General features: G+C 67.0%; 27 protein-coding genes and 2 tRNA genes. 10 read left to right on the forward strand and 19 right to left on the reverse strand.

Features of this window, described 5'->3' with window-relative positions; all coding sequences use genetic code 11:
- Positions 1 to 14: 14 nt before the first annotated feature.
- The gene (locus QM711_RS04290; RefSeq protein WP_415096581.1) at positions 15 to 365 is read left to right on the forward strand and encodes a hypothetical protein; all 351 of its coding nucleotides are present in this window, start codon (positions 15 to 17) and stop codon (positions 363 to 365) included.
- Between the two features lie 8 nt (positions 366 to 373).
- Here QM711_RS04290 and QM711_RS04295 read toward each other — a convergent pair whose 3' ends face one another.
- The 3 genes from QM711_RS04295 to QM711_RS04305 form a co-directional block, all read right to left on the reverse strand.
- Positions 374 to 1033 (reverse strand): DUF998 domain-containing protein, encoded by a 660-nt coding sequence (locus QM711_RS04295; protein ID WP_415096583.1) that lies wholly within the window; start codon positions 1031 to 1033, stop codon positions 374 to 376.
- A complete protein-coding gene (locus QM711_RS04300; RefSeq protein WP_415096585.1) occupies positions 1030 to 2022 on the reverse strand; it encodes an oxidoreductase in 993 nt (330 codons plus the stop codon). The genes QM711_RS04295 and QM711_RS04300 overlap by 4 nt, the downstream gene beginning before the upstream one ends.
- A gap of 130 nt (positions 2023 to 2152) precedes the next feature.
- On the reverse strand, positions 2153 to 3154 hold the full coding sequence (locus tag QM711_RS04305; protein ID WP_415096587.1) for a helix-turn-helix transcriptional regulator: 1002 nt from the start codon (positions 3152 to 3154) through the stop codon (positions 2153 to 2155).
- Positions 3155 to 3215: 61 nt separating this feature from the next.
- Here QM711_RS04305 and QM711_RS04310 point away from each other — a divergent pair, with 61 nt between their 5' ends.
- Both QM711_RS04310 and QM711_RS04315 read left to right on the forward strand, forming a co-directional pair.
- Positions 3216 to 4280, forward strand: a complete 1065-nt coding sequence (locus QM711_RS04310; RefSeq protein WP_415096589.1) for an ATP-binding cassette domain-containing protein — start codon at positions 3216 to 3218, stop codon at positions 4278 to 4280.
- A complete protein-coding gene (locus QM711_RS04315; RefSeq protein WP_415096591.1) occupies positions 4277 to 5068 on the forward strand; it encodes an ABC transporter permease in 792 nt (263 codons plus the stop codon). Before QM711_RS04310 ends, QM711_RS04315 begins: the two co-directional genes overlap by 4 nt.
- Before the next feature lie 15 nt (positions 5069 to 5083).
- Here QM711_RS04315 and QM711_RS04320 read toward each other — a convergent pair.
- Positions 5084 to 5156, reverse strand: a tRNA-Arg gene (locus QM711_RS04320).
- Positions 5157 to 5373: 217 nt separating this feature from the next.
- Between QM711_RS04320 and QM711_RS04325 the strand changes: the two genes are divergently transcribed.
- Positions 5374 to 6561: an MFS transporter gene (locus QM711_RS04325; protein ID WP_415096593.1), complete on the forward strand. Its 1188-nt coding sequence runs from the start codon at positions 5374 to 5376 to the stop codon at positions 6559 to 6561.
- A gap of 21 nt (positions 6562 to 6582) precedes the next feature.
- Here QM711_RS04325 and QM711_RS04330 read toward each other — a convergent pair whose 3' ends face one another.
- Positions 6583 to 6981 (reverse strand): helix-turn-helix transcriptional regulator, encoded by a 399-nt coding sequence (locus tag QM711_RS04330; RefSeq protein WP_415096595.1) that lies wholly within the window; start codon positions 6979 to 6981, stop codon positions 6583 to 6585.
- A gap of 58 nt (positions 6982 to 7039) precedes the next feature.
- Between QM711_RS04330 and QM711_RS04335 the strand changes: the two genes are divergently transcribed.
- Positions 7040 to 7432: a hypothetical protein gene (locus tag QM711_RS04335; protein WP_415096597.1), complete on the forward strand. Its 393-nt coding sequence runs from the start codon at positions 7040 to 7042 to the stop codon at positions 7430 to 7432.
- A gap of 22 nt (positions 7433 to 7454) precedes the next feature.
- Here QM711_RS04335 and ppk2 read toward each other — a convergent pair whose 3' ends face one another.
- A complete protein-coding gene (ppk2, locus tag QM711_RS04340) occupies positions 7455 to 8378 on the reverse strand; it encodes a polyphosphate kinase 2 (protein WP_415096599.1) in 924 nt (307 codons plus the stop codon).
- Positions 8379 to 8491: 113 nt separating this feature from the next.
- Between ppk2 and orn the strand changes: the two genes are divergently transcribed.
- Complete coding sequence (gene orn, locus QM711_RS04345) at positions 8492 to 9121, forward strand: oligoribonuclease (RefSeq protein WP_415096601.1); 630 nt, start codon at positions 8492 to 8494, stop codon at positions 9119 to 9121.
- A gap of 255 nt (positions 9122 to 9376) precedes the next feature.
- A tRNA-His gene (locus QM711_RS04350) sits at positions 9377 to 9449 on the forward strand.
- 283 nt (positions 9450 to 9732) lie between these two features.
- Here the strand turns inward: QM711_RS04350 and QM711_RS04355 are convergent.
- The 7 genes from QM711_RS04355 to QM711_RS04385 form a co-directional block, all read right to left on the reverse strand.
- Positions 9733 to 10833, reverse strand: a complete 1101-nt coding sequence (locus tag QM711_RS04355) for a PDDEXK nuclease domain-containing protein (RefSeq protein WP_415096603.1) — start codon at positions 10831 to 10833, stop codon at positions 9733 to 9735.
- 207 nt (positions 10834 to 11040) lie between these two features.
- Complete coding sequence (locus tag QM711_RS04360; protein ID WP_415096605.1) at positions 11041 to 12303, reverse strand: hypothetical protein; 1263 nt, start codon at positions 12301 to 12303, stop codon at positions 11041 to 11043.
- Positions 12303 to 12584: a hypothetical protein gene (locus QM711_RS04365; protein ID WP_415096607.1), complete on the reverse strand. Its 282-nt coding sequence runs from the start codon at positions 12582 to 12584 to the stop codon at positions 12303 to 12305. The genes QM711_RS04360 and QM711_RS04365 overlap by 1 nt, the downstream gene beginning before the upstream one ends.
- On the reverse strand, positions 12581 to 13639 hold the full coding sequence (locus QM711_RS04370; protein ID WP_415096609.1) for an ArdC family protein: 1059 nt from the start codon (positions 13637 to 13639) through the stop codon (positions 12581 to 12583). Before QM711_RS04370 ends, QM711_RS04365 begins: the two co-directional genes overlap by 4 nt.
- A complete protein-coding gene (locus tag QM711_RS04375) occupies positions 13626 to 13805 on the reverse strand; it encodes a hypothetical protein (protein WP_415096611.1) in 180 nt (59 codons plus the stop codon). Before QM711_RS04375 ends, QM711_RS04370 begins: the two co-directional genes overlap by 14 nt.
- Before the next feature lie 435 nt (positions 13806 to 14240).
- Positions 14241 to 15002 (reverse strand): hypothetical protein, encoded by a 762-nt coding sequence (locus tag QM711_RS04380; RefSeq protein ID WP_415096613.1) that lies wholly within the window; start codon positions 15000 to 15002, stop codon positions 14241 to 14243.
- A gap of 17 nt (positions 15003 to 15019) precedes the next feature.
- On the reverse strand, positions 15020 to 15358 hold the full coding sequence (locus QM711_RS04385) for a hypothetical protein (protein WP_415096615.1): 339 nt from the start codon (positions 15356 to 15358) through the stop codon (positions 15020 to 15022).
- Between the two features lie 321 nt (positions 15359 to 15679).
- On the opposite strand from QM711_RS04385, the gene QM711_RS04390 reads away from it, so the two are divergent.
- Both QM711_RS04390 and QM711_RS04395 read left to right on the forward strand, forming a co-directional pair.
- Positions 15680 to 16291 carry a hypothetical protein gene (locus QM711_RS04390; protein ID WP_415096617.1) on the forward strand — a complete coding sequence of 204 codons (612 nt, stop codon included), beginning with the start codon at positions 15680 to 15682 and terminating at the stop codon, positions 16289 to 16291.
- A complete protein-coding gene (locus tag QM711_RS04395) occupies positions 16288 to 17733 on the forward strand; it encodes a hypothetical protein (protein WP_415096619.1) in 1446 nt (481 codons plus the stop codon). The genes QM711_RS04390 and QM711_RS04395 overlap by 4 nt, the downstream gene beginning before the upstream one ends.
- Before the next feature lie 1331 nt (positions 17734 to 19064).
- On the opposite strand, the gene QM711_RS04400 is transcribed toward QM711_RS04395, so the two are convergent.
- The 5 genes from QM711_RS04400 to QM711_RS04420 all read right to left on the reverse strand — a co-directional run bounded on the left by QM711_RS04400 (position 19065) and on the right by QM711_RS04420 (position 24483).
- Positions 19065 to 19316 (reverse strand): hypothetical protein, encoded by a 252-nt coding sequence (locus QM711_RS04400; protein WP_415096621.1) that lies wholly within the window; start codon positions 19314 to 19316, stop codon positions 19065 to 19067.
- 324 nt (positions 19317 to 19640) lie between these two features.
- Positions 19641 to 20264 (reverse strand): HNH endonuclease, encoded by a 624-nt coding sequence (locus QM711_RS04405; RefSeq protein ID WP_415096623.1) that lies wholly within the window; start codon positions 20262 to 20264, stop codon positions 19641 to 19643.
- Between the two features lie 214 nt (positions 20265 to 20478).
- Positions 20479 to 21948 carry an AAA family ATPase gene (locus QM711_RS04410; protein ID WP_415096625.1) on the reverse strand — a complete coding sequence of 490 codons (1470 nt, stop codon included), beginning with the start codon at positions 21946 to 21948 and terminating at the stop codon, positions 20479 to 20481.
- Between the two features lie 507 nt (positions 21949 to 22455).
- Positions 22456 to 22929 (reverse strand): hypothetical protein, encoded by a 474-nt coding sequence (locus QM711_RS04415; protein ID WP_415096627.1) that lies wholly within the window; start codon positions 22927 to 22929, stop codon positions 22456 to 22458.
- Between the two features lie 265 nt (positions 22930 to 23194).
- Positions 23195 to 24483, reverse strand: a protein-coding gene (locus QM711_RS04420; RefSeq protein WP_415096629.1) for an IS3 family transposase whose coding sequence is annotated in 2 segments (ribosomal slippage) — positions 23195 to 24210 and positions 24210 to 24483 — 1290 coding nt in all. Because the reading frame shifts where the segments join, the coding sequence is not laid out codon by codon here.
- 64 nt (positions 24484 to 24547) lie between these two features.
- Between QM711_RS04420 and QM711_RS04425 the strand changes: the two genes are divergently transcribed.
- A complete protein-coding gene (locus QM711_RS04425) occupies positions 24548 to 24916 on the forward strand; it encodes a sulfate permease (RefSeq protein WP_415096631.1) in 369 nt (122 codons plus the stop codon).
- A gap of 33 nt (positions 24917 to 24949) precedes the next feature.
- On the opposite strand, the gene dprA is transcribed toward QM711_RS04425, so the two are convergent.
- Positions 24950 to 25948 carry a DNA-processing protein DprA gene (gene dprA, locus QM711_RS04430; protein WP_415096633.1) on the reverse strand — a complete coding sequence of 333 codons (999 nt, stop codon included), beginning with the start codon at positions 25946 to 25948 and terminating at the stop codon, positions 24950 to 24952.
- Positions 25949 to 25966: the final 18 nt, after the last annotated feature.

Here is a 25966-nt window from a genome sequence, read left to right on the forward strand (position 1 = left end):
AGGTAGGGTCGCACATGGCTACCTACACACTCAACGAGGACGCGGTCGCGCACGTCGAGAAGCTGATCAAGGCCAGGCAGTACGTGCTGGACAGCGAGTGGGGCGACGTGCAGCCCGATGCGGCCCGGGAGAACACCTACCTCGAGAACCACTCCTGGGACGACTATGCCGCCTGGCATCTGGGACTCACCGCCGGCGCCAACGACCAGACCAAGGCTCGCTACGCCTTCGTGGTGGGCGACTTCCGGCGGGTGCACCGCAGCGCGCTGATCGCCTGTGTCTACCGTGCCGCCGAATGGCACCACAAGAAGGTCGAGCTGGCCGCCCACGACCTGCTGCAGCTGTTGGACGAGACCGCCGGCTGACTTCGAGGTCAGCCGGCGGCGTCCGGACGCCGGTGCGCCGGCGGCACGAACCCGACGACGGCCAGCCAGCCCAGGCCGATGATCAGCGACAGCCGTTGCCACAGCCCGGCATAGGGCATCAGCACCGGGTTCTGGGCGAAACCGGTTGCGGCCAGCACGAAACAGGCGAAGAGCGCGGGCGCCGCCACTCCGGACGCGGTGGCCCAGCCCCGGCGTCCGGCCTTGGCCCAGCGGCGGGCCAGCACGATCATCGCCGCCGGCAACGCGGTGAACACCGGCGTGGAGACCATGTCGTGGACGATCCCGTGCGTGGTCCGGGGCGCGGGGATGGGCGAGCCGGGCGGGTAGCCGCTGATCGGATCGCAGGCGAAGAAGCCGGCCGCGAACAGCCCGGCACCGACCAGAGCGATCAGGATCGGGACCGCCCGGCCATGGCCGCCGCCGCGCAGCCCGATCGCGAACAGCACCACCAGCAGGCCGCTCACCCAGAAGGTGAGCATCTGCACCCATCCGCCCGGACTCAGGCTGAGCGCGCTGACCGGGTGCCGCAGCGGGTCATAGCCCGGCCGCACCGCCCCCTGGATCAGGAACGACACCACGAACACCGGGCCGGCCAGCAGTCCGGCCCAGCGCAGCGGCGTCCGGTCCGGTGGCGGGTGGCCGGTCATCGATCGACCTCGGCTCCGAGTTCCGCGACCAGCTCGTCGTGGTCGGCGTCGGCGATCCCCGCAGCCCTCGGCTCTGCACGCTCACCGGTCTCCCAGTCCATGGTGTCCCGCAGGGTATCGGCCAGCGGCCGCAGGGTCAGCCCGGCCTCGATGGCGCGATCGTTGCGGTGATCCTGGAAGCCCCACAGGCCATGGTCGCCGCCGAGCCAGAGCGGCAGGCTGCGCTCCCCCATCCAGGCGGTCACCCGGTGTGCGGCCAGCCACCCGGCCGATGCCCTGAGGACCGGACCAGTGTGGCCGGCGACCCTCCGAGCGGCCGCCAGCACCGCACCGAGGTTCGTCGGCGTGCCACAGGCATTGAAGACCCCACCGGTCCGCCCGGCGGCGCAGTCCAGCAACCACCCGGCCAGATCACGCACGTCGATCACCTGGACGGGCTGGTCGTCATCGGCGGGGACCAGGACGGGCGCCGTCCGGTCCCGCGCGAACCGCCATGGCCAGTAGCCCAGCCGCCCCGAGCCGTCCCCGGGACCGGCGATCAGCCCGGCCCGGGCGATCGTCCAACTGTCGGTGCCGGCGATGATCCGCTCGCAGGCGACCTTGGCCGGCCCGTAGTCGGCCGGCTGAGTCATCGTCGCGGACGGCAGCGGCGGTAGCAGCTCGGCGGACTCGTCCTGTCCCCGGGTGGCCTGGTCGGCGTAAACATTGGCGGTCGACACGAACACCCAGTGCCGCGCCGTCAGGTCCCGGACGGCCCGTCGCACCTGACCGGGCTGGCGGGACAGGTCGACCACCGCGTCCCAGGGCTGGCCGGCCAGCTGCCCGAGTCCGTGGTCGGTGTCACGGTCTAAGGTGATTGCCCGGACGCCGTCCGGAAACGACCCGGAGCGGCCGCGGGCCGCACAGGTGACCGCCCAGCCCCGGTCGACCGCCTGGCGAGCCACCTCTCCGCCGAGGAACGCGGTGCCACCGAGGACCAATAGCTGCATCTCCCCAGCCCAGCACGTCCCAAGCCCGGCCGCCAGGGTTTCGCGCGCAAGGGCGCGGTTTCAGTGTGACCGGCGTCGTGAGTCGCGCTGGTCGAGAGCTGAACGCGCGCTCCCCCGGGCTTCGACCAGCTCAACCAGCGGTAGCTGTCGGTCGAGGCGGCGGCGGCGGGGCGTCCAGTGCCCGCAGCATCCGGGAGAGCACCTCCCGCAGCTCGGCACGTGCCGGCTCGGCCAGGTCGGTGCTGTACTCGACACCGGCCGGGATCCAGGACAACCCGTACATCGTCTCGCGGAAGTCGCTGCCGCCCACCGGCCAACGGGTGTGGGTGTCGTCCTCGGCCTCGGCGCCCTGGCCCCACTGGCCGAAGTGGCCCTTCATCTCGGCCAGTGGCAGGGTCAGCACGGCGTCCGCCTCGATCGCCTGCCGGACCCACGAGCGGGCCACCAGAATGAAGTCCTCGACCTCTTCCGGGGTCAGCGGCTTCGGCGTGAAGAGCACGGTGGTGTGCTCGATGTCCGCCAGCCGGTCGACCCGGAAGGTGCGCCAGTCGTCCTTGCCCAGGTCCCAGCAGAGCAGGTACCAATGCCGCTCGGCGGGCGCCAGCGCATGCGGCTCGACCCGGCGCCGGGTCCGCTCACCGGAGGCCGCGGTGTAGGTGAAACGCACCCGCTCGTGGTCCCGGGTCGCCAGCGCCAATTCGCCGAGGACGTCGCTGGAGACCGCCGCCCCCGCGTTCAGCCCGGCCGGCTGCACCGTTTCGGCAAGCGCTTCCACCCGGCGGCGCAACGGCGCTGGCAGCACCTGTTCGAGCTTTGCCAGCGCGGTGACGGTGGTCTCGGGCCCGCTGACCAGCCGCTGGGACGCCGCCACCCGCAGCCCGATCGCCATCGCCACCGCCTCTTCGTCGGTGAGCAGCAGCGGCGGCACCGCGCTGCCCGCCTCCAGCCGGTAGCCGCCGGCGACCCCGGGCGTGGACTCGATCCGGTAGCCCAGTTCGCGGAGCCGCTCGACATCGCGACGCACCGTCCGTTCGGTCACGCCGAGGCGTCCGGCCAGCTCGGAACCCGGCCAGTGCCGGTGGGTCTGGAGCAGGTTCAGCAGCGCGAGCGCCCGGGTGGTGGTGTCGGACATGCTTCAAGATTGCCCGAAATCACGGACATGATCTGTCCGCGATCGATCCTACCTTGGAGCCATGGCGAATGAACCCATCATCGAAGCGCACGGCCTGACCAAGCACTTCACCGTCCGCAAGAAGACCGTCGAGGCGGTCACCGAGCTGAGCTTCGCGGTCGGCCGCGGCGAACTGGTCGCGTTTCTCGGACCCAACGGCGCCGGCAAGTCCACCAGCCTGCGGATGCTGACCACGCTGATTCCGCCGACCTCGGGATCGGCCAGCGTCGTCGGTTTCGACATCCTCGGCCAACCCGCCGAGGTGCGCGCCCGGATCGGCTACGTCGGGCAGCTGACGAGTGGCAGTTTCGCCCAGCGGGCTCGTGACGAACTGCTCAGCCAGGGCGCGTTCTACGGCATGACGAAGGCCGCCTCGAAGGCCCGCGCCGACGAACTCATCGAGTCGCTCGACCTGGCCGGCTTCGCGAACCGCTCGGTGCAGCAGCTCTCCGGTGGGCAGAAGCGCCGCCTCGACGTCGCCCTCGGCCTCATGCATGCTCCGCCGCTGCTGTTCCTCGACGAGCCGTCCACCGGCCTCGACCCGCAGAGCCGGGCGAATCTGTGGCAGCACATCCTCGACCTGCGGAGCAGTCACGGCACCACGATCTTCCTCACCACCCACTACCTCGAAGAGGCCGACCGCTACGCCGAACGAGTGATGGTGATGGACAAGGGCCGGGTGATCGCCGACGACACCGCCGCCAGGTTGAAGGCGAACCTCGCCGGCGACGTCATCACCCTCGGCTTCGCCAGCGAATCGGACGCCGCCGCGGCGGTCGCGATCGTCCAGCGGCTCACCGACCGCCCGGTACGGCCCGCCGACCCGGCGTCCGTCACCGTGACCGCGCCGGACGGCGACGCCCTGCTGCCGGCCGCCGTCCGCGCACTCGACGCGGCGGGCATCGCCGTGCGCACCGCCACGGGTGTGCCGCCCACGCTGGACGACGTATTCCTCACCCTGACCGGACGCACCCTGCGCGAGGCCGGCGAGGGCGAGTCCGACGAAGACCACGACACCACGGACGCCTCGGCCGAGGCGTCCGGAGCCGTCCCGGTGACGGCCGAGACGACGGGAGCCAGCCGATGACCACGACGAACGACAGCTTCGACACCGCGGTGCACGCGAACCCGGCCCGGGACACCTGGAATGTGCTGGTCCGCGAACTGAAACCGGTAGTCCGCGACCCGTTCACGCTGATCTTCAGCCTGGTCCAGCCGCTGGTCTTCCTCGGCCTGTTCGCGCCGCTGCTGATCGGGACGTCCGGCGTGCCGGTCGGCGAGACACTGCAATGGTTCGTGCCGGGCGTGCTGGTGATGATCGTGCTGTTCGGCACCGGTGCCACCGGTTCGAACCTGCAGTACGAGATGATGACCGGCTCGCACGAGCGCACCCTGGTCGCGCCACTGGCCCGCTCGTCGCTACTGATCGGACGGGCACTGAAGGAGATCGCGCCGATCGTGGCGCAGGCGGTGCTGATCGTGCTGATCGCCTGGCCGTTCGGGTTCACCATCCACCCGCTCGGGTTGCTGGTCGGGCTGGTCCTGCTCGCCGTGTTCGGCGTCGGCCTCGGCGCCCTGTCGTACACCCTCGCGCTGAAGACCAAGGACCGGGAGTGGCTGTTCTGGGGTGTGCAGCAGACCCTGATCTTCCCGCTGCTGATCCTGTCCGGCATGCTGCTGCCACTCGACGCGGCTCCCGGTTGGATGCAGGCCGTCGCGTCGGTCAATCCGATCAACTGGGTGGTGCAGGCCGAACGCGCCCTGCTCGCCGGCGACGTCGCAGCGATCGCGGTCGTCTGGGGCTGGGTGGCCGCTCTCGCTCTGGCGGCCCTCGGGCTGGCGATCGGCGTCCGGGCGATCCGCAAGAGCAGTTGAGCAGCAACTGACCGGCGCGCCCGGCAGGATTCGAACCTGCGACCAAGAGATTAGAAGGCTCCTGCTCTATCCACTGAGCTACGGGCGCTAGCCGAGCTCAGCGTATCTCGTAGCTTGCTGGTCACGGATCACCTCGGTCAGGCCCGGCCACCGCTGGTTGAGCTTGTCGAAACCCTTGTCAACGTGACGTTGTGGGTCTCGACAGGCCCAACCGGCGACGCCTCGAGGACTGAGCCATCCAAACCGACGAACGGTCCACCCTCAGCGACTACGGCTGCAGATCGAGCTCCGGATAGGTTGCCCGGGTGGCATTGAACAGCGATGGCGGGGCGTCCTGGCGCCGACTGGCGGTGGTGATCTACCTGCCGACGGCGGTCTCGTTCATCGGCTTCGGCGCCATCGCGCCGCTGGTGCCGCTGACCGCTCGCGCGCTGGGTGCCTCGGTGGCCGAGGCAGCGCTGGTGGTTGCGCTGATGGGCATCGGCACCCTGATCGGCGCACTGCCGGCGGGGGTCATCGCCGACCGGTTCGGCGAGAAGAAGTCGCTGGTCGGAGCGATGGTGGTGGACATCGGCTGCCTGCTGGTCTGCGCGTTCGCGCCGAACACCTGGGTGCTGGCCGGAGCGGTCTTCGTCACCGGGCTGTCCGGGGCGATGCTCAGCCTGGCTCGGCAGTCCTATCTGACTGTCGCGGTCGGGCTGGAATACCGGGCTCGCGCCCTGTCCACCCTGGGTGGGGTGTTCCGGATCGGCTCGCTGCTCGGGCCACTGATGGGTGCGGCCGTGGTCACCGTCTGGGGCTTGCAGGCCGCCTACCTGGTCGCCGCCGGCACCAGCCTGCTCGCCGCCACCGTGACGATGGCGCTGCCCGAACTGCCCACGCCCGAGCACCCGCCGGACGAGCCGGTCCGGCTCGCGCAGGTGCTGCGCCGGCACGCCCACACCTACGCCACCGCCGGCGTCGGTGCCGCGGCGCTGATGCTGGTCCGCACCTCGCGGGACGCCCTGCTGCCGCTGTGGTGTGAGCAGGTCGGCCTGGACGCCGCCGCCACCAGCCTGATCTTCGCGCTCTCCTCCGGCATCGACATGACGCTGTTCTACCTGGGCGGTTCGGTGATGGACCGGTTCGGACGGCGCTGGGTGTCGGTGCCGTCCATGGTGATCATGAGCCTGTGCTTCGCGCTGCTGCCACTGGCGCACTCAGTTGTCGCGGTGGCCCTGTTCGCCGCGGCGCTCGGGCTCGGCAACGGCATCTCCGCGGGCGTGGTGATGACCATCGGGTCGGACGCCTCGCCCGCCGTCGGCCGTCCGCAGTTCCTGGCCGGCTGGCGGCTCACCACCGGCATCGGCCAAGCGGCCGGGCCGCTGCTGATCACCGCGATCGCGGCGCTCGCACCGCTGGGTGCCGCAGCCCTCGCGATCGGCGCCATCGGCCTGACCGGTGCCGGCTGGCTGTGGCTCTGGGTGCGCGAGCCGTCCATCCAAGGCCGCTGAGCCGCGTCGCCGGCGAGACCGTCACCCACGGGGCGGGACATCGGCCCGCAGGCAGGCCGCCAGCTTGCGGGTCGCGGACGCGGCGGAGTCGGTGGCGGTTGGCCCGAGCGCCGCCAGGCTGGCCAGCAGGGCGGCCACCTCGGCCGTCTCCAGTTCGAGTCGATGAACCGCGGCCTGCGCCGCAAGGCGCAGCCCGCCCCGGCGTCCGGCCCTGGACTCGATCGGGACGCCGGACTCGCGCAACCGGGCGACGTCGCGTTCCACGGTGCGCTGCGCCACACCCAGCCGGTCGGCGAGCCAAACCACGGTGACCCGCTCGGCGCGGGCCACCAGGAGTTCAACGATCCGCTGCTGCCGCTCGACCCGCCGCAGAGTCAAATGCGGGTCGCGGGACGCCGCCCCGAGACGCTGAGCAGGCATACCGGTTCCTCTCAATCCCGACACCGGCGCGACGGGGTTGAACTCTAGCGTGGTGGGCATGACCACCATCGATCGCAGCACCGTCACCGCCCTGTTCGACAGCTACGCCCAGGCACTCTCGGTCATCGACCTGGACGCCCTGGCCGACTGCTACTCCTATCCGGCGCTGGCCCTCACCCGGCAGGGACGCCAAGCCGTCACCTCGGCGGACCAGACCCGGGCCTTCTTCGCGGCCAACGGCCCGGCCTATCACGCCCGCGGGATCCTGGCCGTCCGGATCACCAACCTACGACCCGCCTACGACAGCGACGGGCTTTGGGTCGGTCTCGCCGATCTGGAGAACCTGGACGCCGCGGGCGCCGTCGTGGACATCGAGACCAACGCCTACCAATTGGTCGGCGACGACCAGGGCTGGACGATCGCAGTCACCACCCCGCTGGAGCCGCACTGAGCAGCCGCGGGGAACGCGGGGCTCAGTCGTCGTAGGACTCCCGGCCGCGCCGCACGATCAGCGGATCGGGGTCGTGCACCACCGAGGTGTCCTTGCCTTCGTAGTCGAACTGGTTGAGGAACGCCCGCATGGCGTTGATCCGGGCGCGCTTCTTGTCGTTGCTGCGGATCGTCGTCCACGGCGCGTGCTTGGTGTCGGTGCGGGCGAACATCGCCTCCTTGGCCGCCGAGTAGGCCTCCCACTTGTCCAGCGACTCCAGGTCCATCGGGGACAGCTTCCAGCGCCGCACCGGGTCGATCTGCCGGATGGCAAACCGCGTCCGCTGCTCGCGACGGGTCACCGAGAACCAGAATTTGGTGATGTGGATGCCGGACTCGATCAGCATCCGCTCGAACTTCGGGGCATGCTGCATGAAGGTCTCGTACTGGTCGTCGCTGCAGAAACCCATCACCCGCTCGACTCCGCCGCGGTTGTACCAGGAGCGGTCGAACAACACGATCTCGCCGCTGGTCGGGAAGCGCCGGATGTAGCGCTGGAAGTACCACTCGCCCAACTCGGTGCTGGACGGCTTGTTCAGCGCCACCACCCGCGCCGCGCGGGGGTTGAGATGCTCGATGAACCGCTTGATGGTGCCGCCCTTGCCGGCGGCGTCGCGGCCCTCGAAGACGATGATGTGCTTCAGCCCGTTGTCCTGGCCGTGGTACTGGAACTTCAGCAACTCGACCTGCAGCAGGTACTTCTCCTGCTCATACTCGTCGCGGCTCATCAACTCGTCGTAGGGGTAGTCCTCGCGCCAGGTCTCGACCGCCCGGCCGCCCGGATCGATCAGTTCCGGATCCGCGCTCTGGCTGTCGGCAACCGTGTACCCGGCGGCAACCAATTTGTCGATGAACTCACGAAGATTGTCGTCGGCATCAGGCTGGATCGCGTCCAGGTCCATCGTCATTGGGGGTCCTCCCGGGTCGGCGTGCCACCAGCCTATTGCTTCCGGCGCGGCCGTCCAGTGGTCTGCCACGCCGCAGACGTGGCAGACATCGCCGGACGGTTAGAGTGTGGGCCGTGGCTGACCTTCTGGTGTGGATCGATTGCGAAATGACCGGGCTCGACCTCACCAGGGACGTCCTGATCGAGGTGGCCGCGCTGGTCACCGACGGGGACCTCAACGTCCTCGGCGACGGCGTGGACGTGGTGGTCAAGCCCACCGCCGCGGCGCTCGCCCAGATGACCGACTTCGTCCGCGAGATGCACGCCAAGTCCGGCCTACTGGACGAGCTGGATGCCGGCCTGACCACCGAGGACGCCGAACAGCAGGTGCTCGACTACATCCGCAGCCAGGTCCCCAACGCCCGGACCGCGCCGCTGGCCGGTAACACCATCGGCACCGACCGGGCCTTCCTCGCCCGCGACATGCCCGCCCTCGAATCGCACGTGCACTACCGCAACGTGGACGTCTCCAGCATCAAGGAACTGGCCCGGCGGTGGTACCCGCGGGCCTACTACAACACCCCTGCCAAATCCGGGAACCACCGGGCGCTCGCCGACATCCGCGAGTCGATCGAGGAACTCCGGTACTACCGCGAGGCGATCTTCGTGCCGCAGCCCGGCCCGTCCACCGCCGACCTGCGCCGGATCGCTGCCGTCCATCAAGGTGCATTGAGCGCGACCACTGTGCAGGACGAGAGCGACTGAGGCCGGTACCCGCGATCCAGTGACGAACGCCGGTCGCCTCCCGGGCCTGACCTCGCCGGTCGAGCCTGTCGAGACCCAGCACCCCCCAAGTCCGCGAAATGGTGCGTCATCCCGGGACCATCGCAGCGTGGCAAGCGGCGTCCGACCTCGGATCGCGCGCCATCTGACGGACGCCTCGGACGCCGGCCCGCGATTGGCGCCCCGCGAGCCCGGTGTCCTAGACTGTCCTGGCTGTGACGCGTGCGTCACGACATGGTGGGTATAGCTCAGCTGGTAGAGCACCTGGTTGTGGTCCAGGATGTCGCGGGTTCGAGTCCCGTTACTCACCCCGAATGTAACCCGCTCTGACTAGGTGAATCAGTCAGGGCGGGTTTCTTCATGCAACATACGTGCAACGTCGGCGTCTGTTTGAGTCCACAGGACAACCCCCATCAACGAGCGCAGTCAATGCGGCTTCTCGCACACCGGCGGTGCCGACCCTTCGCACCTGTTCGACCGGCTGACCCCGCAGTGCGCCACCCCGGCCGTTCGGAGGTGACAGCAATGGAGCGGGGCATGCGGCGCGCCCCCACATTCGGCCCCGCGCCAGCGAGGCTTGGCGGCCGTGAGGCTCAGTCGGTGTCCGAGAACGCGGTCGATGGATCCAGAACGGCCATCTGATGAGCCAGTTCCGCATGTACGACCGTCTGCAGTTCCTCTGCGGTGGGCAATGCCGCGCGCGCCTCCGTGGGAAGCGCCTGCCACTGCGCCACTGCCACTGGCGAGCCAGCGCCGGCCAACGCGTAGCGGACGGTGGACTCTCGCTTACCGGTACAGAGAACCAGTCCCACGGTGGGCGCGTGGATCTTCCTGTTGCGAACCAGGTCGTCGACCATGGCGACATAGGTGCTGAGTTGACCCATGTGCTCCGGTTCGAACTCGCTGATCTTGAGTTCGATCACCACGTACCGCAACTGCTCGACGTGGAACAGCAGCAAATCGACGAACCGGTCCACCCCGTCCACTGTGAGCCTCACCTGCCGGCCGGCAAGAGCCATGCCACGTCCAAGCTCAAGAAGAGTGTGTTGCAGACGGTCCATCAGCGACTGTTCCAGATCGTGCTCGGAGAGGCGTTCGGTCAGCGCCGCGACGTCGAACAGGTATGGGTCCTTGGTCAGCTGCTGAGCCAGATCGGACTCCTGAGGCGGCAGGACGTCGGCGAAGTTCGACGGTGCGACTCCTGCCCGCGACCGCAGTCTGTTCTGGATCTGAAACCGAAGAACGTCACGTGACCATCCCTGCTCGATCGCCATTCGCGCGTACCACTGCCGGTCACCCACATCCTCCAGTCCGTCCAGGAGGGCACGGACGTGGCCCCACGGCAATTCCTCCACGAATCGTGGAGGAATCGCATCCGCACTTGGCCACGCCGCAACCATGGCTCGCATGTAGTTCAGGTTGGTGACGGAGAATCCCATCCGCCCGGGGAACTCACGCTGCAGATCGGACGAGAGGCGCTCGATCACCCTGGCGCCCCAGCCCTGACGGTCCCGTCGGTCCAGGATGTCGCGGCCGATCGACCAGTAGAGCCGGATCATCTCCGCGTTCGCTCCGCGCGCGATCCGCACCTGGGTAGAACGCACCCGCGCCGCAACATCCGCCAGCCAGCGCTCGTAGCCTTCCGGCACTTCCTCCACGGGTTGCGGAGGAACCCGCTTCGACAACTCAGCCACAGTCCCACCTCCTGCTCAACCCGCCGCACCCGCGTCGCACGGCATCCCACGCGGACAAGCGCCGCTGGCATTCCGAAGGGAGCTTCGCCACCGCAGCACGGCACCCAACCTTGTCAACTCGCACTCGCGGCATTCCGGATTGAGGGCAAATCGATGGCCTCCCGCGTGCGCATGGACTCAGGCGCCGAGGCTGCCAGGTCTGGGTGTTCATCGTCGAACCTCTACCTGGGGACGCTGGGGCGGACGACGGAGCGCCGGCTCCCGCCGGGGACTCAGGCCGTCGACGGAGCGGTCGGGTGGCCAGCCTTCGCTCAGCGGAGGCTCGCTCCGCGTTGTTCGGGCTAGCTCGGTGATTGCACGATCGAGAGCCTGGTTGCCGTACCGGGCTGCCTGGACCAGCGGCCAGCTTTCGGCGGCTCCGGGCGGTTCGCGGACCCAGGCTTCAATGTGGTCGCCGCGGTAGTCAGTTCGGACGGTGTGGACCCACAGTTGGCGTCTGGCAGCCAGTTCGTCCATCACTGAGGCATGCAGCAGCGATAGCCGCGCCGCGGCCATCATGGGGGCTCCGAGTTCGCGCAGGGTGGGGTCGGCGCCGCAGGCGTCGCGCACATTAATGCCGAGTTGGCGCAGGGTGGGCGTTCGGCCAGCGAGGCGCAGGTGCGGAGGCCACGCGGATGCGGTGCGCCAGTGCCGGGCCGCTTCGACGAACCAGCCGGCCATGTTGTCGGCCTGGGCCGCGGTGATGTCACCTGCCGCTCCGGCACGGACTGCGGCGCGGCCAGCGGTTTGGCTGAGGAGGGCGAGGTTGCCGGCGATGGATTGCATCGCCCAACCGCTGACCCGGTAGCGCTCCTGCAACACCAGCGTCGCTTCGGCGGCCCACCGGGTGACGGCGCCTTCGAGACCGGGCGCGGCCGGGTTCGGGAGCCGGAGGCCTTCCAGCAGGCTGGAGCGCCGGTCGGGGGGGACGAGGGCGAATGGTTCGGTGACGACGATGAGGTCGGACAGTTGTGCCGGGAACGTGCCGGTGGTGCCCGGGAATCGTTGGGACGAAGTGACCGCGCGGGACCAGCGAGCGACCACATGGACTGCTGACAGCAGACTGGTTTCGAGCTTGATCGCCTCGGTCCCGATCTGGTCGCCCCAGCCACCACCTTGGAGGTGTTCGGCGAGGACGTCGGCGATCGCCCCCATCGTCCGGGACGTTCGGATCAGACCGGGTGCCGGCATCGGGTTGGTCAGCGGGTCTCGCGGTCCGTGGACGAGTGGGTCGAGGACGGTCCGTAGGCCAGCTTTCACCTGGGCGGAGCGTCCACCCAGCGGTAGCAGGGCGATCGCGTGCCGGGTGGTGGTGGCGAGCCTCATCCAGCCGGCGACGTGGGCGCTGGCCGTGTCGCGCTCGGTCGCCGTCCCGAGATCTCGAACCTGTCGATCGAGCACCCGGAGGAGGTCGGCGACGGTGGCGGTCATCACGCACCGATTCGCACCGTGAGCGCCAGCAGCGCGGCCCAGCCGGCGGGCGACACCTGGTCCGGGATCTGACCGAGGAGGGTCCGTGCCTCGGCCAGGGACCTGGCCGCATCCCGTCCGAGGGGTGCGATGGCGGGGTCGATGTCGTCGGGGTTGAGCAGGTCTTCGATGTCCAGGCAGGCCAGGCCGAGAACGAGATCGCCGCTCGGGTCGTTGAGGAGTTGCCAGGTGGCGTTGCGGACATGCCCGAGCGCCAGCGCAAGGACCCGGGCGGCCGTCATCGCCGGACCGCCAGCACACGATCCGGCGCCCGGCGGGGTCGCATCCGGTCGTGGGTGACCCCGGAGATGTCGGCGGCGCCGGTCGTCGCCCAGCCTGTGTTGATGGTTCGGGCGATGTCGGCTTCCATTGCGTACTGCGCCTCCCCTGCCGTTCGGACGGCGTCGGGCTGGGTGTGGGCGAGGATCAGATCGGCGGCCTCGATGACACGTTGCCCGGTGGCGCGGACGACCTGCTCCGGGGTTTGGTCGCTGGCGGCTTGGGTGGCCCAGCCGGTGACGTAGCGGAACGTGTACTGCCCCGAGTCGAGCCCGTGCGCTTGGGTGACCATGTAGGCGACCGACTCGGCCTCCACCTCCCGCAATCCGCGGCACCCGCCGTCAGCCCCGTCGGGGGTGATCAGGACGTGCCCCAACTCGTGTGCCAGCGACTTGACCGCCTGCGCGTCGTCCACATCGGCGCGCACCCTGACGACACGCTCGCTGTAGAGGGTGAGGCCGTTCGCGCCCCCGCAGTCGCCACGTTCCAACCGGAACCCATGGTCGGCAACGAGCGTGGCGAGGCTGTCCCACAGCCCGGGTGGCGCCTGCCCGGTGAGCAACACCGGGACAGGATGCTCCGGCGGTGCGAGTCCGTCGGTTTGCGCAATGTCGAACACCGCCACCGGCTTGACGCCGACCAGTCGCCGCACCTCACGCGGCTTCCCGTCAGCGTCGAACAGCGGATTCCCAGCCGCATCCAGAACCGGCTCCCGTCGCGTAACCGGACCGAGCACCCGGATCGCCCTCTCGCCGCGGCGCACCTGGTAGCCCTTCGCTTGCCAGGCCCGGTATCCGGCGACCGCGGTCGCGTCGGGTGCCTGGAGCATGATCAGCAGCCGGTTCCCGAAGCTGTACTGGTGGAAGCTGCGGGCAAAGGTGAGGTACTGCTCCCACTCGGCCCGGTTGTCCAACGACCCGATGTGCTCCGCCAACTGCCTGTGCAGGTGCTCCACCGTTTCGCGGCGGGCCTGGTCCGCTGCCTCCTGCTGCTGCTCGTTCAGGCTACGGCGGCTCATGGTCGCCCTTGGGCCGCGATTGGTCGTAGTGCCGGCGCAGGTCGGCCAGTTCAGTAGCCGATGCCCCGTCCCGGGCGGCCTGCTCGATCTCGGCCAACAGTTCCTCCCGCAGCAGCGGCAGGTCCGGCAGGACGGGCTGGAACGGCTCGATCGAGTTCTGTGTCATGGGGGTCTCCTTCCATGGGCCAGGGGTGAAGGGACGGCAACCGTCCGTGCAGCACCGACACGCCCCGCTCCCGGTCGATACGAATGTCGGCATGCTCGTGGCTGCCCGCGGCGTGCGCGACCGCCGCCAGCACCAGCCCGGTCGTGGGACGATCCAGACCAGACAGGTTCTCGGACAGGTCAACCGGATCCCCGCCGGCCAGGGAAGACACCATGCGCAGCACCCGCTGCTCACCCCCGGACAGGGCACCGATCGTGTCGTCGCTGATCCGGGACGGGTCCAGCCACCACCGTCCAGGCTGATCAGACGGCTGAATCCACGGATGGCCGGGTGTCGCGAACCGGCCACCGGCAAACCCGACCAATAACTCGACCGCAGCCTCCAACGGATACAGGCCCTGCGCCCAGGCCCGCAGCCCGGCATGATTCACACTCATCACGAACCCCCTTCCCGGGTGGACTTCGGAGACGCCGCGATCGCGCGGTCGGTACCGCTTCGCAACTGATCGGAGGTCTGACAGGGAAGGTGCCGCCGGACCGCCTCCTCGGCCATCGCCTGACGGCGTATCGCCCAGGCCCGGTCGAAGCGTGGCGTCGTCACCGTCGCGATCGCCACCAGGGCCAGCAGCACCATCGGGAACCACTCACCACGCCGATACAGATCGCCCGCAGCCAGCAAGGCGAACACCCAGGCCAGCGGCCGCAACCTGCCAGCGAGCAGGCCGGCCGGACGCGCGACGAAGGCCAGCGCTGCCCGCGGCAAGCAGAACAGTTGAACCGCGGCCACCAGCCGTGACCGTCGCACAGGTGCCAGCGCGAACGCTCGGAGAACGAGTTCACACACGGCGAGGTCTGCGATCCGTCCGTGCCGGACCAAGTCGACCAACCGCGCGCTCACCACGAGCGTCCGCTCATCGAACGCACGGACGTCACAGCTGAGTCGATCGCCCACCCACACGAGCGGCTGGTTCCGTCCCCGCAAGCCAGCAACAGGGACCAGCGCCCGCAACAAGATCGCCGCCTCATCATCCGTGGCCCTACGGGCCCCGGAACGGCACCGCACCATCAAGCCGGAGCGCCACCCCGCGACGGTCACGATCACAGCCGACAGAAGGCTGACCAACAGGCCAGGAGCCAGGCCATCCACAATCAGCCAGATCAAGCCGCTCACCACGCCAGCGGTGATCTGCGAACGCAACCACACCCATCGCCACCTCATGGCAGCTCGCCCCGAGCGAATGTGGGGGCTTCACCTTGCGACTGACTGGAGTCTCCGAGGAGGCCCGAACTGAGGTGGATCCGCTTCAACCGGGCAAGCTCTTTAGTCGGGAGTCCGCAACGCTGGCCGATCTCATCGAGAGGCACCCGCTCTCCGAGCAGCTTGCCTACGGCCTCGGCCGCCAAAGAGACTGCCCGATCCCGCGCGGCAACCGCGGTGACAACCTCCACTGCGAGGTCGTTCAGCCGCGCCTCCCGCTCGACCAATGACCGCTTCCGCAGCGCCGCAGCCTCCCGAACCCGCCGCCGCGCCTCCTGCCGCACCGACTGCGCCACCTCGCCACCTCCAACTGTCCCCGGCGTTCTTACTCACCTCCCTAGGCCACCCGGGCGCGAGATCAGGACAGGACCAGCTCTGTGCCAACACCGGTGACGGAAATGGTCACTGCGGGGTCCAGAGTTCAACGCCACCCCGTCGAGATCACCACCCACCGGGTGCTCACGGGTTCATCACCGCTACTACGGCGCCCAACGCCTCACCCGACCCGGTGAAATGTCGGCGCCCCTTCTTAGGGTTCCCACATGAGTGGGCGGTGCGTGGATCTGATCCCGCGTGTAGCTGCGGTCGCAAGCGGGGTGACCTGTAGGGTCCGGTTCATGGGGAAGACGCCCATACATGGGGAAGCCCTCCACGAGTTGGGCCGGGACGGCGCCCGTCGCGCCAAGCAGTGGCTTGAGTCCACATCGCGCGTCGACGCATGCTGGGTAAACCCAGACAAGGGCGCGCGAGAGAAGCTCACCTTCGGTTGGCCCGAGGGAGGTCAGTCGTTCTCGTTCGACCTCGGTGGGAAGCTAAGGTACGGCAGCGTCGACGGCGAGTTGTTTTACGCCGAGGTCAAGAAGCACTCCACATCATCGAGCCTCAACCAGAACTACAAGGCATTTCTCGCGAAATGCTACGTAGCGTATCTGCAGGAGCCCAAGTACACCGATCACTTCATGTGGTTGTCGTGGACACCGCACGGGACGACCCGGTGGTCGTCGCTTACGACCGCGACCGAGGTCCGCGGGGCCGTCATCGCCCACGCGGCCCGCATCTTTCCGGCAGGCACGGACCCAGAGGCGGCGGTGGACGACGCGGCGTGCGCGGCGGTCGCGGAACGGCTCTGGCTGCTCATCCTCAGCGACAAGCAAGAAACACTTGTGCCCGCGGTCGAGCATTTAGGCCTCATCCACGCCCACGAAATGCGGAAGGCGGCGGGGTCATGAATGGGCTCGAACAGCTGGTGGAGGACGCGCTGCTCGATCGAGACCCAAGGCAATCGGAGCACCGGGTGAAGGAGACCGTCGCCAGCGCCCTCGCCGCGTTCGACCCGTCCGCCAAGCTCACCCTGACCAGCTACTTCAACCACACATACGCGCCGGACATGGTCATGTCCTGGGGAAGAGCCGAACGGCCCGTGTTCCTCCGATTCACCGATAACGTGCCCGAGCTCGGCAGAGACATCGACCAGCTGGACCGTGTCGACCCCCTCGTCTTCGGACTGTCCACCCCGCCGGCGAAGGCGGTCGAGAGCAACCATCTCGACGAACGTGCTCGCCGTGCTGACGTGCTGCTGACCGGCCCGGCGGCCGTGGAGGAACTCACCGAACGTCCGGTGCCCGCGGCCACAGACCGCATGCTGCGCAACTCCCTCGCCCACGGGGGGCGCGGCGCCGTTCTCGCCCGCAATGAGGCGGGGAGACTCGCCGATAGCCTACGCACCGGTTTCGACTCCGCCACCGCTGGCAAGGTCGACGCCACGCGCCACGCGCTCGCAACCATCGGCGACTACTTCTCCACTGACCAGGCCAAACGCCTAACCCGTGTTGTGCAAGCCGTGTGGGAGGGCGGCGGCGCCCGACTCGATCAGTACCCCGGTGAGGCGGACCTGTCCTCCGACATCAGCGACCTGTCCCTCGGTTACCTGCTTCAGTTCATGGACACCGCCGAGCCGGCGTTCTGGCGAGGCGTGGGACGGGGATTGACTCTCGATCAGCTCGCCACGCTTGCCCGTGCGAACATGGCCGCGCTCGACAACTTCCAGCACCTTGTAAACCGCAACCTCGACGTGTTGCGAGGACGCGCCTGCCTTGTCCTTGATATGCGCCTCATCGACGGTGACGAACCTCCCGCGCTCCACTGGGGCGTCGACCTGCCCGTGCGGGAAACTCCCCCAGCGGTTACCCTACGCGGACCGGGATTCCACGCGTTTGTCACCCGCACCAAGGAGGAGCTCGAACCACGCATCGCCCCACCCGGGCCCGGCCTCACTGTGCATGAATTCGTGGAACGCACTAACAGCGTCAGCGTCGCCGCCGTCAGCGTTAGCGTTGGCGGAAACCACATCAATCTCAGTGCTGACAATGGCACCACCGACAGCGACTTCGTGCGGACGACGACCAGCGCCCACCCCTCCGCAAGTGTCGACCGTGCAACGGTCATCACGCCCAGCGGCCGGGTATCTGTCGACGTGCCTCAGCGCACCGGTACCGGTGTCACTCGAACGGAGAACCTCATCGCCGATCTCCTCACTGCCACGATTGGGCTTCTCGTACCTTTACCCGCAGGCGACGGCAGCGGGCTTGTCAGGTTCCTCGACATCAGCGACCGGCGAGACGCCACCGATCCGCCCGACAACGAACCCGAGACGCTCCCCTTCGACGAGTAGCTGCCGCAGGCGCACAGTCGTTGTCATGCATCGGGGCGAACCGGCGCGTGCCAGCCGGCGTCTGCTCTGACTTTGACCGCAGCGCCGGCCGACCGTGCGTCGAGTACAGTGCTTGCCACGAGCGCGTGGCGATCTCCCCGGACGGATCGTCGAGACGTCATTCCACACCTGATCGAATATTCGGTCCCGCGCCGACACATCTGAACCGGCCGGCACGATCCACAAATGCTGCACTGCGATGACTCCAACTACACCCGACGACCCGGAGCAGCCATCGCCAAGGCCTTTCTACCAACTCCTAGCCGCCGGCATCACCATCACCTACGTCACACCCACCGAAGCCCCGGTCACCTAACCTACACATCAGGCAGGTAGAGAGCACGGAGCGAAGATCGTTCGATCATCACTGTCATATCGAACTGCTAGTCCATTGGCTAGCGGGCGACGGAATCGCATCGGCATTGTCAGATTGAGAGGCCGACGTCCTGCCATCGAACTACGTCCCAGCGTGCTGGGGTCCTTCGCAAGAGACATCCGATGGTCGCGCGGTGCGGGAACCGCGAGGCTTTTCGGCGGTATCGGGACGAGTTAGTGAGGCGAGAGGCGAGCCGGGCGTCCTCTTGTGGTTGCCGCGGTGGCGATGGTCCAATGATCGACCGTGAACCGACGCGCGAGCATCTTCACTCAAGCAAGCGCGTGGCTGCGGGCACATACCCAATCAATCGAACTGGTGCCGCCCGGCCAGCGAAGGTCGCGTCATGCACAAGGATGTCGGCTGAACAACTGACCATGGTTATCGCTAGCGCGCGGACGTTCTGCAGCAACCGGCCGTGGTTGTGTATCGGACTGAACAGCCGCTGGGCGGATCTGGCGTACTCTATCCCTTATCGCGGCTGCTCCCTTGTCTCTCGCTCAGGTCAAGCGCCATGTTCCGTGCCCGACCCGCGGAGTCTGCCAGCGCCTAGAAGCGCGGCCACTCGCTGGCCGTGCTCATTTCAAGAGTAAACTCTACGACCGCGGCTTCGATCGCCGCGAGCACGGCCCCAGCCGCAGCCATATAATCCCCCCGGGGGAAGGGGAGCGCCTGGCCTCTCCAGCCTTTCGTCCGCCCTATCTAGATCTCGGTTCGCGGTCTGGAGGAACATGACGGACCTCAGGTCCCCGACCGCGCGCGAGCAGTCGTCGCCAAGTCACTCTCGAACGCCGCGAGCTGCCGCGCCCACAGCACCTCAGGCATGCATGTCTGCCGGTGGATCCGGAGGGCCTCCTCACGCCGGGCAAGTGCGATCTCAATCGTCAGGAGTCGACTCTGGGATGCGGGTGACAAGCGGCTACGACTCGCCGCTGAATCGCGTGCCGTTCTCAAGGACGTTCGCAGTTGCTGCAGATCGGCGATCCAGCACACGGCGACGGCCATCGTCAAAGTCCAGCACGCGGAAATAGTCCAGAACTGCCGCCCAAACCTGTCCCGGCGTCACATCGCTGGAGGCCAGATCGATACGGCCCATCGCCCTCGCAGCATCCGCAAGCAGCTCACTCGAGCGGCGTCGATATCCGATCAAGCGCAACTCCTGCGACTTCATCGGCCGGCAAGGGTAGCGGTGCAGGTGCTCGAACGAGAACGGATATCGGACACTACATATACTAAGCTATCGCCCCCGCCTCGGGCCACCTTTTGAGCACGTAGGTAAGCCTCGGGATGAGGGTTATGCATTCAACGTGACCCAGAGAGCGATCACACGTACGATGCGGTTCGCTTGGCCGGACACGAAGCGGCAATCGCGCTTGCGGTGCTGGACACTCAGCAGAATCTCAGCGAGCACAACCAGGACACGCACTGCGATGGCGGACGAACTCTAGGATGGTCCACCGATTGATAGCTAGGCCTTTGAACACGCCAAGGACGTTCAGTTCCAGATCCACGACCGCCAGTACCACTCGTCGACCGCCAGAGCCGCGAGAAGCGCGGTTCGCCAGTGGTTTGGTCCGCGCGCAAGGCGTTGCGCATCAGCCAACTCCGCAAGATGAACCCCGATGACCTCCGGCTGTCCAACGGCACGAAGGTGCTGCAGGCTATGGGTGATCTCGTGGATGGCGCCAGCTGAGATCTCGGCATACCGGGTCTTGAGTTTGAGGCGCGAGAAGTGGGACTGAACGCGGCTGAAGGTCTCATCGGACCATGCCAGAGGCTTCTCAACTCGGTACTCAGCGACTGCTTCGTCGCCGTCCATGATGCTTGCCGCGAGCCAAGTCTCTTGGTCTGCCCAAACAAAGGGGTGAATGAGTTCCGTCGACGCGTCGTCGGCGCTTCCCGCACCGAGCGAGTGGTTGCAGTCCTTGCAGGCGGGTACTAGGTTCCATGGCTCGAGCGCCAGTGCGCCAAAAGCCGACTTCGGCAGGAAGTGATCAAGCGTGCTCACCATGCCGTACTCGCAGTAGGGGCATTGGCGCCTCAGGGCCGCGACGAGGATCTTGTCGTAGAGGTGGCGCCCACGACCGGCCACGAGACGGTTGTCATATGCCTTTTTCACGTCCCCATCGCTGGCACCTGCGAGTGGGAAGTCTGCCGGACTGAGTGTCCAGCACTCACAATTCTCGGCTGCATTCTTCAGGCGAGTGGAGTTGGCTTCCATAGAACGCACCGCGAGGCGCAGGCGGCGACTGAGTGCCGAAGAGCCCGCAGAGCACGCTTCGACAACTTCCCAAGTAGTCAGCTCAGGGGGTCCCAGGCTCCACATGTTCTACCTAGGCTTCCTGTCTGCGTGCGAGGAGCATTTGGGCGCGCAGTATGGCTCGGCCCTCCTGGCCGAGGTGGTAGCCAAGCTCGGCGAGCGCTGTGTTGTAGTCGAAGGAGTCCAGCGCGATCTCGGAGAGCATTTGGTAGAACCCGGTTCCGCGAACCTCAAGCCCAAAGACTTCGTGGGTGAGCGTTCCGACATTCTCCCCGAAGGTCTCCAAGCTGGGGCGCGTCACACTCGTCTCCCTCCCAGACCGCGACACTTTCCACACGCAGTTGCTAGGCACCTCTTGGAGAACAACTGGCGAATGAGTTGCCACTATAGCCAATCCATTTCGATTGGAGAGGAGATCACTAAGAGCTCGTACGAAAGCGCTGAGAAGTGGCGGGTGAAGGTGCGCCTCGGGCTCATCGATGAGGACCAAGGTCTTCTCCTCAATCGTCTCCACTAGCCGGGTGGTAGTGAGAAGGACGATCTTGTGTCCCGAACTGAGGCGGCGGTATGGGTCCGCGACCGCGTCAACCTCGACGACGGGGCGTTTCAGCATGTTCCTGAGGCCCGCCTCGGCAAAGATGGGATCGTTCTCCAGGATCTCAATGGCCCGGATCAGGCGTTCCTTGCGGGCCCCGTGCACGCATTCCTGCAACGATTCTCGGAGCTCTTCGGCAAGATCGACATCGGACTTCAGGTCCTGCGGGCCGTCTGGATCCATCCTCGGTCTCTTGAGTCCGATGTAGCGGGCGGGCCTGACACTGCTGTCCCCTCGGAGGCCCTCCGTGCCGAAGGAGTCGAAGGCGCTAAACGAGACGCTTACCACAGACGCGATCTTGGCACCCAAGTTCGTGCGTTGGCGGAAGGCGGCCAGGATATCGCCCAGGAGCGTGCTCTTGCCGGCACCGTTGCGACCTATGATGACATGAATGTTCGAGGGCGGGCGTGACTCCGGTGCGACCTTAAAAGACAGCTCCACTCCACCTTTCTCCGAGGTAGCGGCTCGCTTGTAGCGAAAGTTGTACTCAGTGAGTCGGGCGCCGCCTTTAGCAATGCGGGCGAACTGACCACGCACAGTCTCGAGCGGGACATTTCGAAGGAGCGACTGCGTCGTTACGTCCAGGCCGAGGACCATCCGCCGGACGTCCGTGTCCACGGCGATATCGCCCAGAGTGGCGAGGAGCCAGGACGACCTTTCCTGGCCCAGTGCGCGAAGATTCTCGTAGTAGGAGACATCCTGACCAACCGAGAAGATACCGTCTGGCCGGCCCGTGAAGGTCTCAGGCAAGATCGGGGCCGCCTCGGCCTGGTGGTACTGCGCGATCTTCACCTGGCCTATTTCGACACTCTGTCGGCGCTCGTCGACATAGGTGACCCAGTACTGGGTCTGATACTTCCACCAGTCGTTCCACCGATCATGCTCGAGCACGAAGGAGTCTGGTTCGTCGCCTGCCCGTACGCCTGCGCCGATGACCCTGACCCGCATCAGTCCACACCCTTCCCGCCGGCACGTGACCCACCCAGACGGGCTGCTGCACTCAGTGCTGGTGCGTTGCCGCGCTGCACGTCAGAGGCATCGTCCCACAACTGGGGTTGCTTCCGGTGCCGCGCCTGCGACCGCAGCCGATATTGGAACCCAGCCAGAACCCGCGTAACCGGCGCCTACCGCGGGGTGCACGGTCGTGAGCCATATGGCTCACGCCTCGCGCGACGGCGCTAGCCGACCGTGTCATCTCGCCAAGGCGGCCTCTCCGACTACGACGCTCGGGCTTGTTGAGTCAGTATGCGAGCGCCAGTAGCTCCCTTTGCCGCGACATCGACCCTCCGAGCGCGGTCTGTCCGGGTGCGGGCGATAAGGCAACCTACGTCCACCCATCGGCTCGATACGTGACAGCCCTCCGCCAGATTCTCCTACGGCGAGCATGCTTGCAGACCATGCGCCCGCCACATTGGACCGCGCGAACACCCTCTTTTGTACCGATTTGAGACGCGACTAAATATAGCGGCGGACGCACTTGATGAAGTTCGCCCGGGCCGTTGCGAGGGAGGCCTGTTGATCCCTGGAGTAGGTCCCTCGTTCAGAGTTCGCTGGGATCTGCGAGGCTTCGATAAGCTTGTATCCCGCTACCTTGAGACGCGGTTCGAGCAACTCAATCTCAGCCAGAGTATTATGCGCCGAATCAACGTAACTATTGTACTCCTTCGTCGCATCTCGTTCAGCTCTCTCGCGCTCGGATAGAACACTTTCTGAGATATCCGCGTCTCTCCTAGCATCCATTAGCGAAAACACCGCGAGGTGGACCCTCTGGTCAGCGTAGAATTTCGCATGAGTGGTCCGAATGAAGCTAGCCGCCGCCTCCCGAAGGAGATCGCTCCGCCTGTGGCGCCTAGCCAGGATCTGCGCGACGAGCGTGCTTGCGACCCCAATGAGCCCGCCGATGACTACTCCGATGAGGGTGGTGTCCACGCACCCAGTGTGACGGTTCACCGAGGTTTGTGTGGCTCGGCCCTGACAGTTCGCTCGAAGTGCTTCGCGGAACGACCACCGCGAGATGGTCCAGCCAGGCCTCCCACTCTGCCAACAACCTCATCCGCGACGGCCGCAACCTCCCGAGCCCGTCTCCGCGCCACCTGCACCACCTCCCCGGTAACCCCGTTGGCCTCACCCCCAAGCGCCACGGCAGACATTGGCACGTCGCCGGTCCTGAACCGACCCAGGTTCTTTGCCGCTTCTATGCGGGTTGCGGCTCTTTGGTGAGGGCCGCGTAGTAGGTCGCCTCGTATTCGTCGGGGTTGACCATTCCGAGGCTACCGTGAAGCCTGCGGTTGTTGTACCAGTCGACCCAGCCGGCGGTCGCGTACTCGACGTCCGCGATGGTCTTGTACGGGCCGTCGTGGAAGATCGTCGTACGCACGCACTCGGCCTTGTAGAGGCCGTTGATCGTCTCCATCAGGGCGTTATCGTAGGCGTCGCCGACCGATCCGATCGACGGTGCGATCTGCTCCAGCGCGAGGTGCTCGGTCAGCACAATCGATGTGTATTGAGAGCCCGCATCGCTGTGATGCCGGAGCTGCTTCGGGCCTACAGGGTGGCCTTGCCGGTCGCGTTCCCACAGCGCCATTCGCAGCGGGATCATGACCAGATCGACGTGCTTGGTGGTCTGCGCGTGCCAGGCCACGATGCGTTGGGAGAACACGTCGAGGATGAACGCGACATACACCCAGCCCGCCCACGTTCTGACGTATGTGAAGTCGGTGACCCAGGTGTGATCCGGCCGCGGGGCGGTGAAGTCCCGGTTCAGCAAGTCCCCGGCGCGGATCCCGTCCTTCGCCTGGATCGTCGTGCGGATCGCCTTCGCACGCGTCACCCCGGACAGGCCCAGGGCCCGCATCGCACGATCCACGGCGCCGCGTGAGGCGTCAGCGATCGCGGTGCGTCGGATGAACGCGGTCATCTTCTTGCGCCCATACAGGCCCTCCGGCGTCATCTTCCGACGCTCCACCCCCTCGGCATCGATGACCGTGGTCCAGGTCGCGTCACGGACGGCGTCGACGACCTGCGCGTCGGTGACGGTCCGGATCGATATGCGGCCTTGCCGCCACGCCCGATAGGTGCGCGCGGCGACCTTCACGCCCTGCTCTCGCAGAACGCGGATGATCGACTCGACCGCGTGCCCCTCGGCCCTCATCCGATCGATGAAACCCATGATCAACGGTTGCGGGGGTCGAGTTCCCCCACGAAGAAAGTCGTCGCCGCTTTCAAGATCGCCACGTCCTCGCGCAGCTTCCGATTCTCCGACTTGAGGCGGCGGATCTCGGCATGTTCCTCGCTGGTCTGCCCGTCCCGGTCACCGGCGTCGATATCGGCCTGCACCACCCACCGCCGCAGCGACTCCGCCCCGACGCCTTCCTGGCGGGCGACGGCCACGATGGCCTTCGCGTTCGAGGGGTACTCGGCCCGGTGCTCGCGCACGAGCCGGACAGCGCGCTCACGCAACACAGCATCAATCTTCTTCGGCATGATGAACATCCAATCAACTCAAAAGGATGCGGCACCAAACCTGGGTCGGTTCAAGGAGCCCATCATGATCCGCCTACTGTGGACAGCGAGCGTCGAGGTCCGATACTTCCTCCGGCGCTACATGCCGAGCAACATTGTCCTTGATCTGCTCCGCACCAGGCAGGGACTCAAGTGGGGCATCCCGGCGATGCTCCTGGCCGTTCCCTACCTCGTCGTCGCCCACTGGTGCACCGCGCTCATCGACAGCGGTGGCCCTGGGCGGCTGCACCTCGTCGTGCTGGTCTGCCTATGGAGCGCGCTCAGAATGGCGCTCTTCGGTCCAGTGAGTCTTGTGATGCTCGTGAAGGTCCGTGCTCGCGAACGCCGCGCACGGCGCCAGCGCGAGAGTGACGACGCGCCAGCTCTGCCTGAACTTGCTCGCAGCGAGCACTGACCTTCGGCACCGGCTTTCCGAAACGTGTGGCTCTTACAGAGTCCGCGTGGGCTCGGATGCGGGTCGACGAACCTGATCCCCGGCAAGCCCGGCTCGCAACGCCGACGCAGGACGCAAGCCCTCGTGTTCCACGAGACTCGCAAGGTCCGCAGCGTTGGTCACAAGCGACGCCACGCCGGTCTGCAACAGCCTGTGCGGCCCCGCACTCGCTGCGCTCGTCACCGGCCCCGGAACTGCTCCCACTCCTCGACCCAGCTCCGAGGCGCAATGCGCCACCGCCAGCGAGCCCGAGCGGAAGCCGGCCTCGACAAGGACCGTCGTCGACGAGAGCGCAGCCATCAAGCGTGCCCGAGCGATGAAGCGATGCCGGGTCGGAACAGCACCTGGCGGAACCTCGCTGACAAGCACTCCAACATCGGCCACGCGGTCGAGAAGGTCACGGTGCCCAGCAGGGTAAGGACGGTCAACGCCGTTGGCTAGGACGGCAATCGTGTCGCCGCCCGCTGCGAGAGCAGCCTGATGCGCAGCTCCTTCGATCCCGTAGGCACCTCCGGCAACGACGACTCGCTCATTGGCAGCGACGGAGGCAGCGAGCTCGCGAGCCACATGATCCCCGTACGAGGTAGACGCCCGCGCTCCGGTGATCGTCACGAAGTCGGGCAGCGGACGAGACAGGAAGGAGGATGCGCCGCGAACCCACAGCACGTACGGCGCAGCGTCCCCCAGGTCGTTGAGGGCACCGGGCCAATGAGCGTCGCCGGGGATCAGCGCTCGGACTCCTGACCGCTGAATCTGGTTGAGCCGCTCCGTGATGCTCCGCGCCTCCGACGCGTTGAAATGGTCACGCCAGACCTGCGCATTCACAGAGTCGAGGCCAGTGACCTCACCGTTGCGCTCGGCAAGCCGGAGCACCTCCACCGCCCCGACCCGAGCCAAGAGTCGGCTGGTCACCGGATCGTTCGGCTCAACGAGCATGGACAACACGATGCGCGCGGTGCGTTCGTCCTTCGCGGCATCACTCAGGCCAGTCATCGTCGGTTCCTCCCCGTG

Source organism: Micropruina sp., assembly GCF_047602385.1.
In the GTDB taxonomy this organism is placed as follows: Bacteria; Actinomycetota; Actinomycetes; order Propionibacteriales; family Propionibacteriaceae; genus Micropruina.